This is a genomic window from Mycoplasma sp. 773, from assembly GCF_053851515.1.
In genome coordinates this window covers 1-15,671 of sequence record NZ_JBSQAV010000010.1, presented here as the reverse complement: position 1 = coordinate 15,671, position 15,671 = coordinate 1, and the positions used below count along the sequence as shown (strand labels likewise).

General features: G+C 28.8%; 8 protein-coding genes and 2 rRNA genes. 2 read left to right on the top strand and 8 right to left on the bottom strand.

Going from position 1 to position 15,671, the window contains the following annotated elements:
• Positions 1–49: 49 nt before the first annotated feature.
• Together ACWXVJ_RS02680 and ACWXVJ_RS02675 are read right to left on the bottom strand one after the other, a co-directional pair.
• Positions 50–529: a large conductance mechanosensitive channel protein MscL gene (locus ACWXVJ_RS02680; RefSeq protein ID WP_444704993.1), complete on the bottom strand. Its 480-nt coding sequence runs from the start codon at positions 527–529 to the stop codon at positions 50–52.
• Entirely contained in the window at positions 522–968 is a 447-nt protein-coding gene (locus ACWXVJ_RS02675; protein WP_455966462.1) for a hypothetical protein, read from the bottom strand. The genes ACWXVJ_RS02680 and ACWXVJ_RS02675 overlap by 8 nt, the downstream gene beginning before the upstream one ends.
• 115 nt (positions 969–1,083) lie before the next feature.
• Between ACWXVJ_RS02675 and ACWXVJ_RS02670 the strand changes: the two genes are divergently transcribed.
• Complete coding sequence (locus ACWXVJ_RS02670; RefSeq protein ID WP_455966461.1) at positions 1,084–2,847, top strand: ribonuclease J; 1,764 nt, start codon at positions 1,084–1,086, stop codon at positions 2,845–2,847.
• Positions 2,848–2,936: 89 nt separating this feature from the next.
• Here the strand turns inward: ACWXVJ_RS02670 and recO are convergent, their stop codons facing one another.
• From recO to ACWXVJ_RS02640, 6 genes are all read right to left on the bottom strand, one after another.
• Positions 2,937–3,602: a DNA repair protein RecO gene (gene recO, locus ACWXVJ_RS02665; protein WP_455966460.1), complete on the bottom strand. Its 666-nt coding sequence runs from the start codon at positions 3,600–3,602 to the stop codon at positions 2,937–2,939.
• Positions 3,603–3,644: 42 nt separating this feature from the next.
• A 5S ribosomal RNA gene (gene rrf, locus ACWXVJ_RS02660) occupies positions 3,645–3,748 on the bottom strand.
• A gap of 692 nt (positions 3,749–4,440) precedes the next feature.
• Entirely contained in the window at positions 4,441–6,954 is a 2,514-nt protein-coding gene (locus ACWXVJ_RS02655; protein WP_455966459.1) for a hypothetical protein, read from the bottom strand.
• Positions 6,955–7,345: 391 nt separating this feature from the next.
• Positions 7,346–7,449 (bottom strand): 5S ribosomal RNA (gene rrf, locus ACWXVJ_RS02650).
• A 311-nt stretch (positions 7,450–7,760) separates the two neighbouring features.
• The gene (locus ACWXVJ_RS02645) at positions 7,761–10,487 is read right to left on the bottom strand and encodes a DUF885 family protein (RefSeq protein ID WP_455966458.1); all 2,727 of its coding nucleotides are present in this window, start codon (positions 10,485–10,487) and stop codon (positions 7,761–7,763) included.
• 219 nt (positions 10,488–10,706) lie between these two features.
• Entirely contained in the window at positions 10,707–13,457 is a 2,751-nt protein-coding gene (locus tag ACWXVJ_RS02640; protein ID WP_455966457.1) for a DUF885 family protein, read from the bottom strand.
• A 306-nt stretch (positions 13,458–13,763) separates the two neighbouring features.
• Here ACWXVJ_RS02640 and gpmI point away from each other — a divergent pair, with 306 nt between their 5' ends.
• Complete coding sequence (gpmI, locus tag ACWXVJ_RS02635) at positions 13,764–15,278, top strand: 2,3-bisphosphoglycerate-independent phosphoglycerate mutase (RefSeq protein WP_455966456.1); 1,515 nt, start codon at positions 13,764–13,766, stop codon at positions 15,276–15,278.
• Positions 15,279–15,671: the final 393 nt, after the last annotated feature.

The window sequence follows — 15,671 nt, the reverse complement described above, 5'->3', positions numbered from 1 at the left end:
TTAAGCTTATACTTTATAAATCAGTAAATCGCAATTCAATTCTTAGGTTTTATTCTTGCACTAATTTCTCTTCATCACTCTTCTTATTTTTTGCAAGCTCAACATTAATCTTTTTAAGTTCTTCTAAAATTAGTTCCTCTGTAGTTAATGGTTTTGGCTCCTCAACTTCTTCAACTATTGGTAATTTTTTTGCTTTGTGATACTGAATGATATTCCTAATCAAATATACTAAAAATAAGCTTACAAATATAACCACTGTAACAATAAGAAACTGAATAAGTGCCGCAAGAAATTGACCAATAAGAATATTGCCGATTTTAATGTCCTTTACCTCGTTAACATTAAAAACAGAGGTAATAGCTGCAAGAATAACATCCTTAGCTAGCGAAGATATTACAGCACCAAACGAGGTACCTAATAATAACCCTATGGCTAGCATTATCATATTTCCCCGCTTAACAACATTTTTAGCATCTTTGAATGCATTTTTTACATATTTCTTTTTTTCTTCAAATTCTTTTTTATTCATTTTGTTTTACTCTCTTTTTATATGAATTCTTATTGGCTATAATTGCTAAATTCCCTATAATTGATATAATTCAAAAAATAGGAAAAAGAGGAAAAATTGTTGATAAAAACAAAATAGTCTTCCCAAATTTATTAGTTTTTCATGGAGCAAATGAAAGAACAATAACATCTAATATTCAAGTTAAGATAGCACCCAATAAGGAAAAACCTAGAATAATAAATCATTTTAAATTTTCTTTGAGTAGATTAATAATATCATTGAGAAAATCATTTATTCCTTTATAGGCCTGGTTAACATCCGAACTCTCAAATTTGTTATTAACAGAACCAAGAAAATTAGACACGGATGCGTAAATAAAGTATCCAGAAATAATAAGACCTATAAAAACAAGAATCTTAAAAATAAATGAACTTATACTTATTTTTGCTTCACTTTTCATTTTTTTTACTCCATTTTTAAAAAATATTAATAATGTATATAATTATATAAAGTATTATTTAATAATTCCTTTTTTTATAAAGTACACAAGATAATTTCATCTGGAGGGTTAAAATATGAAACCAACAAAAATATTTGGTTTAGGCGGAATGCAAGAAATTGGAAAAAGCACACTAATAATTGAATATGACCAACATATTTTTATTATTGATACCGGAATTAAATTTTGCGATAGTTTTGTTACCGGGATTAACGGTTCAATTCCAGATTTTACTTATTTAGCTGAAAACCAGGATAGAATTGAAGGACTTTTCATAACACACGGGCATGAAGACCATATCGGTGGTGTTCCATATTTGGTTCAACAAGTAAATGTAAAAAGAATTTATGCCCCAAGAATTGCTATTCAATATCTAAAACTTAAGTTTTCTGATATGAAAATTAAGGTAAATGTCCAGTTTATTGAAATAAACCGAGATCTTGTGGCTGATTTTGGTGATTGTAGTGTTGATTGATGAACTGCTCAACATTCAATTCCTGACGCATTTGGTGTTAGAATCAAAACTCCAAATGGATCATTAATGATGACTGGTGATTTTAGATTCGATTATCGACCTATTGGTAATTTAACCGATTTCTCAAAACTAAAAAAGATTGGCGAAGAAGGGCTAGATGTCTTATTTTCGGATTCAACTAACGCCATGCGCCCTAACCATTCTCCATCAGAAAGCGATATATTAAAAGACATAAAAAAATATATGTTAGAAGCTGAGAAGAAAATCATCATTACGGCATTTGCATCAAATCTTACAAGAATAAAAGCAATCATTGAGCTCGGTGCTTCATTAGGCAAAAAAGTTATTGCTTTTGGTAGATCAATGATCGATAACATTGATATCGGTAGAAGATTAGGTTATATAAATGCGCCTGATGAAGTCTTTATAGATAAAAAAAGTCTTTCAAAATATAATGACAATGAATTACTAATTTTGACAACCGGTTCCCAAGGCGAAGAAATGGCGGGACTAGCCAAGATGTCATATGATAAACACCCAAATATATCAATCAAACCTAAGGACACAATAATTTTTTCATCTAGTCCAATACCAGGAAATAGATCTAAATGTGAGTTATTAGTTAATAGGTTATATAAACTAGGGGCAATTATAAGAGAAAATGGTGTTGATGGCTACTTACACACCTCAGGTCATGCATACCGTGATGAACATCGAAAGATATTTGAATTAACAAAACCAAAATATTTCATGCCATATCATGGTGAATTTAGAATGAGTGTGGTTCATGGCTATACAGCAATTGAATCAGGAATCAAACCAAATAACATTATTATTGCTAAGTTGGGGGACGTTTATTATTTACAAAACCATATGATTTCTTTATCAAATGAAAAAGTATATTTTGGTCCTGTATTTATAGATGGAAACATTCTATCAAAAACAAATTCACAAATCATGAAAGAAAGAATGGAATTGGGACAAAATGGTTTTGTCCATGTAATAATGGCTATTAATAAAGAAAAAAATATAATTCTTGGAAAGCCAAGAATCGTATCAAGAGGAGCATTTTTTGTTAAAAACTCATTGCAATTAGTAGAAGACGCAAAAAGACTTGTACACGGGGCGGTTTTATACACAATTAAAAACGAAAAAGATTGAACGATACCTAGAATTAAACAATTAATTATCGATAGACTTGACCCTTTCTTTTATAAAAGCAAAAGAAGAAATGTTGTTATTATTCCTACTATTCTTCTTGTTGATCAAGTTGAAATTAATAAACAAAAGATGCAGAAAGAAAATAATACTAAAAAATCAAGCCAAGTTGAGACTGAAAACAAAAATTCAAAACCAAAAAAATAATAAGAAAAAACTCAGCAAATAAAAAAAATAAACAAATTAAAAAAGAAAAACCTAAAAAAGTTGAAAAACCCCTTGAAGAATAGGGGTTTTTATATCATCGTTTTCATAAAAGAAATAACCATATTTATTATTTGTATAACATCAATTTCATCAATATTACTCTTAAAATATTCAAAATCAGCTTCAATCCAATACAAACCTCTTAATAAATTTATATCCTTACTTTTTTGTGAGTGGTTTCGGCATAAAAAACCTCCCTTATAAAATTCAAAATCTACAATATGTTCTTTATCTCCACACTCTACACATGAGCTTAAATTTTGCCTATAACCAAACATATCTAAAAAAGCTAATAAGATATAAATAAAACTATGGTTTGGTTTTTTTTCGACATTTTCTAAAAAAACCCTATATCTAGCATATAAAAAATTATTGTTTTGCTTACCTGCTCGCTTTAAAAAGTAATGAACTTTATTAAATATATCTTGTAAGGTTTCTTGCAATGGAAAAAACGAAACTAGTGTTGCTCTTTTTAGTCTAGGCATGTTACCAATAAATTTCGATCTTATTAATTCAAAATTTGACAATCCTAATAATAATAAATTTCTTCTATTTTTGGATTCGACATTTTGTATTCCTTTGGCAAAAAAATAACAAACACCCGATTGTGTCAAGGCTTGGATGATAGCATCATTATCACCATGATTTATTATTTCTAGAACTATTCCCTCGGTCTCGAATTCTCTATTAACCATATAATATAATTTTACTTTCTATTTTTTAAAAAAATAAAATAAAAAAAGCAACGACCTATCTTCCCTTATGGTATTTTCGGCACGGAAGGTCTTAACTGCTGAGTTCGGAATGGAATCAGGTGGGCCCCTTCGTTATGGTTGCTGTAAATATAATTATATATTAAAAAAATTTTTTTATAATATTTTTTAATATTTTTTTAAAATTATTATTTTTATATCGATAAACTTGTTTTTTAATTAGAAATTGCAAAACATGTTTGCACATTATTTTATAATAAAAATTAATTTTATTGTAAAAATAAAATTCATTATATCTAGATATGGTTTTTACTTATAAAAGTTTATTACCGCAAAAAAGTAACTTAATTTATATTCCCAATCAATATATCAAATCATCTTGCATAATTTTTAAATCATAAGGGTTTGGATACAAAATATTTCTATTTTTTTGCTATTGTTTTAACAAGATAATCAATAAAGAATATTAAAAAATATATCTATAATATTTTTAATTGTATTTCATAAATAACCAAATATCTTATTTATGAAAATCCGCAAGTTTCTTGTTCTAACTATGTTTCATTATTTTAACAATTAGCTTAATTAATATTATTCTAGTTTTTTAAAGCTTTGCATAATATCCTTACTTTATCTAATTATTCAAAACTATTTCTCTACTTACTAGAAACAAAATAATATTAAAAACCAGCCGTATAGCTAGTTTTATAAAAATTATTTTTTTAAATATTATTGCGCAATTATATATTATCTTTTCGCAATGACTAAGGTTTTATCTTTTTATTTAAGTATGCTTGCTATATTTTAATATATATTAAAATTACATTTTTTTATTCTTTCTATGGCGTTTAACCATATATCAAGTGCCAACGCTTGCTCCTGCCAACGTTGGTATTACCACAAGTGGGGTTGCAATTGCGGCTACATTAACCTTAGATTTACTATCTTTTTTAGAAATATCAGGTTTTTTAGGAATACTAGGGGTTTTTTCTTCTTCTTTTGGTTGATTCATTTTAGAATTATCTTTTTTTGGATCATCCTTCTTGTTGTTTTCTTGCTCAAGAATGGCCTTTTGAATTTGTAATTTTATGCTTCTTAATTCTTTTATGTTTTTAGCTTTTTTAGCTAATTTTTCTAGCTCTTTTTTCTTTACATTTGAGTCACTTAATTTATCTAATTCTTTATTAATTGTTTCAAACTCTTTGCTAAATTCTTTATTAGCTCTTTCAATAATATTACTTAATTTTTTAGGATCATCAAGGCCTTCTTTTAATTCTTTATCAAATTGAGATTTTATATCAGAACCTTCTAACTTATTAACAGCATCCACAGCATCTTTTTTTATCTTAGCATTATCCTGCGACTTTTTTTCTTGGGTTATTTCTTTTAATAAAATCTTTAGCGCTTCAATGTTTTTTGCGCTGTCAATTCTTGCTTGGTAATCCTTTTTATCCAATAATTTATTATATATATCTAATACTTTTTGCTTTTCAGCATTATAAATGACTTCTGCTTTCTCGGCGACGGTAAGAAGTTTGGCCATATCGCCTATAGCATTAGCGAGCATTTTTTTAAATTCATCATATTGACTAGAACCTTCAAGTTGGTCAACTGCTTTTTGTGCTCTTTTAGTTAAATTAACCAAATCCTGTTCTTGCTTTTCAACCAATAAAATCTTTTGCAATTCATCTAACTTTTCTATATTGTTAGCATTATTAAATTTTTCAACAAAATCTTTTTTATCATCAAGGCTTTCCAGAATCTTGTTAACTTCTGTTTTTTTAGTAGTATATTCAAGATTTGCTTCTTTTATTAATTCTAAAAGTTTATCTATTTCCTCTTGTGATGCTTTTAATCTCATTTGATATTCATCATGCTTTGATGAACCAACTGTTTTATCAACTGCCTCTTTAGCATTTTTTCTTGCGTTTAGCAAATCCTCGTTTGCCCTAATTTCCTTAGCTTCCACTGCAATTTTTTTCAATTCTGCAATATTGTTTGATTTTTCTATTTTTTCAATATTTTCTCTTCTGGCTTTTTCATCAAGAATAGAATTTACTATTTTAGTAGCATTTTCTTTTTCATTAATAAATTCATTATTGGCTTCTTCAAAAATAACAGTCAATTGTTCCAAAGTTAAATTTTGATTTGATAAACGCTTTTTAAAATCGTCATGCATATCTGAGCCAAAAGTTTTTTTCACAACTGCTTCTATGTCTTTTCTAAACTCACTAATTTGCTGTTTAACAATCTCGCCATATACTTTTTGTAAAACTTTAACGTTTCATGCATTATCTATTTGCCCGCGAAATCTCATTTTTTCTTTTAGTTTTTGGAATGATTCTTCTGCTTTACTTTTTAATGTATCATACACTTTTTCAGCATCATCTCTAAGTTTAATTAATTCTTCCATTGGGGTATTTTTTGTAACATTTAATGCTCGCTGTTTAATATCTTTTTCATATTCATCTGAGCCTTTTGCTCTAACGGCAGCTGTTAACGCTTCAAGTCTAATCTTGTCGTTAATTAATTCCTTATCCACTTCTTTTGAAAACTTATTAGCTATACTTTCTCCAGCGATGTTTCTTATTTCGGCAATAATTGGAATAATTTTTTTTAAGGTATTGACATACTGTGGAGAAGATGGATTTGTTCCATCTTCTACTTTTAATAAGTCTATTATTTTAGTATCAATTTTCGCATTTTCTTTATTATTTTTTAACAATTCAAGGGCCTCAAATTCAGCAATAACAACTCTAATAAAATACACATCATCATATTTGGAATCTAATTGGTTAAAAATACTAAGTTTTTGAGGCTCCTCCTTTGCCTTTGAATCAGTATTAATATTTTGTTTTTTTATTTCTTCGTTAAGAAAAATTTCGTAATTAAACGAAGCTTGTTTAAATAAACGAATAAATTCTTTTCAAGATGACGACAAAAATGCGATATTATATTCTGAAAATTGGTTGTTAAGTTTATTATCTGGAACGAGATTTAATTCATCATTATATTTCTTATATGGTAATTCATCAATTTCATCAGAATCATTAATTTTGAGCAATTTCTTCAAAACTTTATAGGCATGCAACAAGTTATATTGTGTTTTTAAAGTCATTGCTGAATAAAAAATTTTTAAATCGGCCAAATTCTCAATTTCATCAGATGTTGGCTTATGAATTATTGAATTATCAAGAATATCAGTGGTTCTATCTTTTGCTTCTAAAATCTCTTGTTTATTTTGAACATCCTCACTCTGACGACTAATTACGGCAGGGGTTGTTGGAATTAAAACGCTCGAAAACACACTCAACAATAAATTAAATAACCTCATAAAAACACCTCATTTATTTTATGTTTAAATTTATTTAAAAATAACTAATTCCAAAATTTGAAAAATATTAACTTTTTTATAAAAAAATTTATTATTTTAAGAATTAAAATTAGTCTCGAATTAAATTAAAATTTACATGTTAACTGATTGATTTGTATTGCAAATATTCAAATCTATCTTATTTTAAGGACTTTTTTATTACATTAAAATGTGGAAATAACATTTTATATAATCAATCATTAACTATATTATATAGTAAATAGAATGAAATTACCAAAGTAATTAGTTATAACTTTTTTATATTTTTTTAAAACATGAAGATTATTATTTCATAAATTTATAAATATCAGTTTTTAGTTACCTACAATGCTTAAAGTAAAAAAGGAAATAAAAAAAGCAACGACCTATCTTCCCTTATGGTATTTTCGGCACGGAAGGTCTTAACTGCTGAGTTCGGAATGGAATCAGGTGGGCCCCTTCGTTATGGTTGCTATGGATATAATTATATACTAATTTTTTTTATATTCATTTTTTTTAAAAAAATATCCATTATGTAAATTCTCAATCATTTTACTATATTGCAATTCTCAAATCTCTTACTCAAAAAGTAAGTAGGAGATAAATTTACACAAAATTTACTACACTACCAGTTTTTCCTGATTACTGGTTTATTTTTTAAGTCTTAAAAATAAATTTGATATCATAAGTTTAATAAACATTTTTATAAACTATAAAAGTGTTGCGATTTGATTGAGAATTAATAAAAAAACCAGCCAAAAAGGCTAGTTTTAATTTTGCAGATAAAATTATAAATTGTAATGTAATTCGACAATTTCTTTCAAGGTTTCAAGAGGTAATGCACCGGTCTCTAATAATAAATTCAAAAATTCCTTAATGTTTTCCTTATTTGATACAAATTCTTCCCTTGAAAGGCCTTTTGACTTACGAACTCTGTCATATAGTTTCAACATTGCTTCTTTACCTGAATTATACGATGTTGCTTGTCCGGGTAGATTTAAATAACGTTTTGATTCTGATGTAATATCACCAATTCCTAATGCTGAGTTAGCATGTAGGAATTTTCTTATGTCATTAATTGAAGCGCCAGCTGGTAAATCATCAGTACCTTTAATATCTCCATGATATGCAGTATCAACAGCACGTCTCATGTTACGCAATTGAGCTTCATTTAAAGCACCAAAATATTGCAACATATTAGCTAATTCAACAGCTTTCAAAGTATGCAATTTATCATCATCGATTTTGTTTTTTGAAACAACTAAATTTCAATACACGCCACCATGTAGTTCCTTCATTCCTTTAATTTCTTCGTTAGTTACATATTGTGGTCTTGTCGCTTTAACAAAACTTGTAATTCCTTTTGCTGATTTGAAGCTAACAGGTAGAGCGTAATAATCTTCATTTTCAAAGTCAGGCGTTCCATATAAACCTGCCTCGATTCCAAATCATTCCATAAATAAAGCTCAACCTTCCTTGTATGAAGTATAGTTAAAAATGTCTCCTATCGTTAGCCCATCAACAGTTTTTAGAAATTTTTGCGCATAGTATATTTGATTGTGATGTCCCATGACGCTTTCGTGATTAGCAAATGAAGTTACTGACCATTTTGGTAAGCCAAAATAAGGGTCCGCATTAAATGTAAATGCACCAAATCCGTCTTTTTCAACCTTAGCTCTTCCGTTATATGCACCGACACCTGAACTTAAACGAGTTGAATATTCATATGTAGTAATTCCATATCTCGGCACTTGTTTAGGGAAATAAGAATATCCTTCGTTAATAGTAGTGTCTCTAAATTGATTATAACCTTTAAAAGCTTCTAAAGCTCCGTAATAAAACTGGTCATTTGTAATTGAACCATATTTAGAATTTTGACCTTTTAAGAATTCATAACCTAAAGTCTTTAAATTTTTAATAGCATCTTGTAATTTTGGGTCTTTTTCTAATTCATTCTTCTTTTCTTGCGTGTAATATGAGGAATTTTCGCGACCAAAAAAGAACTGTTCTTGGTTTAATCATTTATAAAACTCAGGCAAATTAATATTCCCATTTGCATCTCTTATTTCAAGTACAACATCCTTAACCTCTTGTGGGCCAACACCATCAGAATCATACTTAATAGTTGGGGTTCATGGCTCGTTCTCATTTCCGGTAATTAATCTGGCAACTGCTTTTGCAGTTAATTCCATGTTCTTAACAGCCGTCTTTGTTGTTTCATAACCCGAATTAAATACGTCCTGTGCAGAATCATTTGAAGTTGTAGCAAATTTTAAAATACCATCATATATCTTTTTACCAGTTGTATTTTTCTCATCACCAGGAATACTTGATAAACCAACATTTTTAGCATCAAGATCTTTTTCAGTTAAACCAAGCCCGTAAATTGAAACAACTTTTTTACTTGAATTATCAAAAATTTCAATAGTATTTTCTAATTCGTTAACTGCATTTGATTTAAACACCTTAAGCTCTTCTAAATTTTCGCCTAAGCCAGTAGTTGATGCTTTGTAATATTCAGTTGCATAAAATTTATGGAATGCCTTAGTTTTTTCATCAAGAGTTTTATTAGAATCAATTATCTCAATAACAGACTTTGATTCTTGTGTTCCTTTTGCAAACTCTAGCAATTCCTTTGAATAATGTCTTGATAAAATGATATTAACATTGTTTTTAATAACAACTTTTGATAAAACAATATTAGCTTGCATTCCTTCGTTTAAGTTTCTTTGCATCTTTTCAGCTCTATCGCCAGTTATTCTTAAAATAGTTTTATAAAATGAATTAACTGGGTAAGCTGATGTTGGTCCACCTTCATAAAATGCACCTGCTAGTCGCCCTTGTGAAGCATAGACGGTTTGTGCGATTTCCCAATCATATTTCAATCCACTTGCTCAGGCTGTTGTAGTTACATTGAGATTATTAGAGTTAATTTTTGAAAATAAATCAATTCATTTTTGATAGTATTTAACAATCTTGTCAACATCTTCTTTTTCAGGATAGAATATGTCAATATTTGCCGCCAAATCATCTAATTCTCTCTGAAACTTATCATATGAAAGAACAATATATCTGGCTGTATGTTTGTAATTATTATCATAATACTTAGCATCACCATGTTGAGCGATTTTAGCTAAATAAGGCAATATTGCATTATCAATGTTTACTTTGTATTCTAACTCAAGATTTCTAATTTCGCTAGCAAGGGTTTTGATTTCTTTAGCAATTTTTGTGGCTTGTTCACTCTTTTTATCATCCAATTCATTATACTTTGTGTTTAAATCTTTTAGTTTGGTATTCTTTTCCTCGATATTATTTTTTGTATCAACATTTGCCTCAACTGCCTTTGCCTCAGCATTTGTTAATTCGCTTTCTAGTTTCTTGTTTTCATTAATTGTTTTTCTAAATAAAGCATTTTGAGCAGCAAAAGGGATTACAGTAAAAATCACAGGAGCTGCAACTAAGGTACCAACAACCGAAGTTATTATTAATGCTTTTTTTGTTTTTTGAGTCATATATATTATTTAAAATCCTTTTATTATATGTCTAATTTAAAAATATAAATCCAATGTTTAGTAGTTCCTGCCAAAAATTGCAGGTACCTTAATTTTAAATGAAAAAGCATAAAAATATTTATCTTTGATACTATACAGAGTTTTAGTTTCACTACAAGAAAGGAAAATTAAAAACATCTAGACTAGCTAGATGTTTTTAAAAAAGAATAACTAAATCACTTATAGTTTGTAATGTAATTCTACAATTTCCTTTAAAGTTTCAAGAGGTAATCCACCTGTTTCTAACATTAGATTTAATAGTTCTTTAATGTTTGCCTTATCTTCGACAGTAACAAAATCTTTTCTTGAAAGTCCCTTTGATTGACGTACTCTGTCATATAACTTCAACATAGCTTCTTTACCAGCATTATATGATGTTGCTTGTCCGGGTAGGTTTAGATAACGTTTTGATTCTGATGTAATATCACCAATTCCTAATGCTGAGTTAGCATGTAGGAAGTTTCTAACATCTTGAATTGATGCACCGGCAGGTAAATCTTCTTTTCCTTCAATTCTTCCATGGTATGCAGGGTCAACAGCACGTCTCATGTTACGTAATTGAGCTTCATTTAAAGCACCAAAATATTGTAACATATTAGCTAATTCAACAGCTCTTAGAGTGTGTTCTTCATCGCTTGAGTTATTTTTGCCTTCTGATGCAACTAAACTTCAATATACACCACCATGTAATTCCTTCATTCCTTTAATTTCTGCAGCAGTTACAGCTGATTCATCTTGCGATATTGCTGAAGAAACAAAGCTTGTAATTCCATTTGAATGTTTAAAACTTACTGGGAAAGCGTAATAGTCTTCGCTGTCAAAGTCAGGAGTTCCGTATAGTCCTGATTCAATTCCAAATCATTCCATAAATAAAGCTCAACCTTCTGCATATGAAGTGTAATCAAAGATATTTCCAACAGTTAATCCATCAATAGTTTTTAAAAACTTTTTAGCGTAATAGATTTGGTTGTGGTGTCCCATAACACTTTCGTGGTTAGCAAAAGAAGTTACTGATCATTTTGGTAAGCTATAGTATGGATCAACATTAAATGTAAATGCACCAAATCCATCTTTTTCAACTTGTGCATTACCATTATATGCACCAACACCTTCTTCGGCACGTCTTCTATATTCATATGAAGTGATTCCGTATCTTGGAACACTCTTAGGGAAATATGAATATCCATGATCAATTGTAGTATCTCTAAATTCATGGTAACCCTTGAATGCTTCTAGTGCTCCATAGTAGAATTGTTCATTTGTAATTGAACCATATTGGTTGTGATTTGTCTTTAAGAAGTCATATCCTAATCTGGTTAGATTTTGTCTTGCATCCTGTAATTTAGGATCATTTGCTAAATCTTGTTTTTTAGCTTCTGTGTAATATGAAGCATCTTCACGACCAAAGAAGAATTGTTCTTGGTTTAATCACTTGTAGAAATCAGAAATATTGATTTCACCATTAGCATCTCTAATGTTTAATTTAACTTCTTCAACTGGATTTGGTCCAAGACCATCAGCATCATACTTAATTGTTGGAGCTCATACACCTTTGTCTTTTCCAGTAATTAATTTAGCAACTGCAGCGGCTGTCAATTTCATATTTTTAGCAGCTGTTGTCGTTGTTTCATAACCTGAATTAAACACATCTTGGGCTGTATCATCTGTAGTAGTAGAGAATTTTAAGATACCACTATAAACCTTATCTCCATTTGTTACACCTGGTTTCCCTACGATAGAATTTAAACCAACATTCTTAGCATTTAGGTCTTTTTCAGTTAAACCAACACCATAAACTGTTTTAACATCATTGCCAACAAATACTTCAACGTGATTTTCTTTTTCACCGATTTTATTTGTTTTATATAGTTTTAATTCAGCTAGATTTTCACCCAAACCTGATTTAGAAGCCTTATAATATTCATCAGCATAGAATTTGTGGAATTCCACTAATCTTGGGCTTGATTTAGCTAATTCTGTATTTTTTGCAATAAGGTCAGTAACTTTTATTTCCTCGTCAGATCCTTTTAAAAATTCTGCCAATTGCTCTTGGTAAAAATTAGATAAAATTGATCTTACATTATTTTTGATAACCACTTTTGATAAAACAACATCAGATTCAATTCCTTCTTTAAGATTCTTTTGAACCTTTGGAGCTCTCTCTTCATCAATTGAACTAATTGTGTCATAAAAAGCATTGATAGGATATGCTGAAGATAGACCTCATTCTAATCAAACACCAAGTAAACGGCTTTCTGATGCATAAACTGTTTTAGCTATTTCTCATTCATATTTTAATCCGCTTACTCATGCTGTTGAGGCAGTGTTTAGGTTTCTTGAATTAATTTTCGAAAATGTATTAATTCAATCTTGATAGAACTTAATAATTTCTTGAGCATTTTCCTTGCTTGGATAATTTATATCTAAATCATCTCTAGAAGCAAGTTTTGCTAAATCTCTTTGAAATTTTTTGTATGACAATACTACATATTCGGCTGTATTTTTTAAGGTACCTTCATAGTATCTCAAATCACCTTCTTCAGCAATTTTTGCTAATATAGGTAAAATTTTAGATTCAATATTTTCTTGATATTGATCGTCAAGTTGAGCACGTTCTGCTTCAGCATTTCTAATTTCTTGTTCTAATTTTGCTTTAGTTGTTTCATCAGCTTTTTGGCTTTTTTGTGTTAAGTCTGCAATTTGAGCATCCTTAGCATCGATTTTAGCTTTTAAAGCCTTATTTGCTTCATCTTCAACAGCTGCTTTCTTAGCTTCTACATATTCTTTCTCATATCTTTGATTCTTTTGAGTTTCTCTTTTAAATCATGAAATTTGAGCGCCATATGGAATTATTGTAACTACTGTAGGTACTAAAACAATACCGCCTACAATACCACTAATAATTAGGGCTTTTTTTGTTTTTGGAGTCATATATATACTTATCCTTAAATTTAGTTTATTAATTTATCATTTAATAAAATTTTTTACCTTTTGATAAAGTTTAAAAAATAAAGATTTGTGTGTCCACAATAGATACACATTTTTTATTATATTACATTTGCCTTTAGTTTACATAATTAGAGGAAAAAATGGACCAAAAAAGGTCAAATCTCAATCTTTTTAAGATATTTTATAATTTAACACCTCAATCAATCGAAATGATTTAGCATCATTTGTTTTATTATAAAATTTATATAAGTAAAAATATATTTTTATTATTATATATAGAGGTAATGTATGGAAAATCAAAAAAAAGTAATATTAACAGTAATTGATGGTTTGGGTCTTAGAAATGAAAGACAAGGAAATGCTTTTGCACAGGCTTATCATCCAATATTTGATTATTTGTTTGCAATGTGTCCTAATTCTGTTTTGCAAGCATCCGGAGAATATGTAGGCCTTCCAAAAGGCCAAATTGGGAATTCAGAAGTCGGCCATCTAAACATCGGGGCAGGAAGAATTGTATATACTGGTTTATCATTGATTAATAGAGCAATAGAGACTGGTGATTTTGAAAAAAACGAGGTAATAAATAAATTAATTGATAATTCAATAGCAAACAATACCACTTTGCATTTAATGGGCTTGCTAAGTAATGGCGGTGTACATTCATTAGATAACCATTTATTTGAAATTATAAAACTTGCCAACCACAAGGGACTTAAAAAAGTTTCAATTCATATTTTTGGTGATGGTCGAGATGTTAAGCCACAATCAATTAATGATTCATTGATAATACTTAAAAAATTATCAGAAGATTTCAATTATCCGATTTCAAGCATTTCGGGGCGCTTTTATGCTATGGACCGTGACCAAATATTCGAAAGAAATGAATTGGCACTTGAAGCGATTCTTGGCAAATCGCCCATCAAGTATAAAGATATTAATAAGTATATAAACGAACAATATAATCAAGGAATTTATGATGAGTTTTTCTACCCTGCACAAAACCAAAATGGCTTATTTTTAAAAGAAAATGATAATGTTTTTTTCTTTAATTTTAGACCAGATCGTGCTAGACAACTTAGTCATCTAATTTTAGATAGCAAACTATATGAATATAAACCTAAAAACAAAACAAAACCAAATCTCTTTGCTTCTTTAATGAAATATGAGGGTATTAATTCCTTAGTCGCATTTAAAGAAATGCAAGTAGATAACCCGCTTGGAGAAGTGTTAGCCACCAATAATCTAAAACAATTAAGATTAGCAGAGACTCAAAAATATGCGCATGTGACCTTCTTTATGGATGGCGGAAAAGAAGTTATTTATAAAAATGAAGATAGAATTTTAGTAAATAGTATCAAAGCTGAAAGCTTTGCTGATTATCCTCATATGTCAGCTAAAGAAATAACTGACGAATTGCTTGAAAAAATTAATGATTATGACTTTGTTATCATGAATTATGCTAATCCAGATATGGTGGGTCATACTGGAAATTTACAAGCAACAATAAAAGCAATTGAGTTTCTAGATGAACAATTTGAACGAATTCTTAAATTCGTGATAGCTAATCGTGATAAAGTAACATGATTCATAACTGCTGATCATGGAAATGCCGAAATAACTGAGGATGAAAATAATAAACCTGCAACAAAACATACAACAAGTCCGGTTTTATTTGTTTCAACTGATAAAAATATTGAATTAAAAAATGGGGCGCTTTGTGATGTTGCACCCACAATTCTTGAATATTTAAATATTCAGAAACCAAAGGAAATGACAGGACAATCATTGCTAAAGAAGTTTTAATTAAATTTATAAAAGTAATATAAGTGTTAATTCTTAATCAAATTGCAATATTTTTTATAGTTAAAAATTCTTATTAAACTTATGATATCAAATTTATTTTTTAAGACCTAAAAATTTAAACCAGTAATCAGGAAAATTAGCAAAGTGTGACACTTTGCTATTATTTTTTTGTCAATCTATATATTTTGAAAAAAATTAAATAGCAATATATTTTTAAATTAACCTTACGGCCCTTATTTTTTAAATTTATTCATATTTGGATTGGTTAATTGTGCTTTTAAACATTGATTTTAAATGGTTCATTTCTTCTTTTAAACCTGATGTATTTAATTTAAATTTTTCTAAATTTCTAATCAAGTAATTAAACTTGTTCGTAAATGTCGAAACTACTGA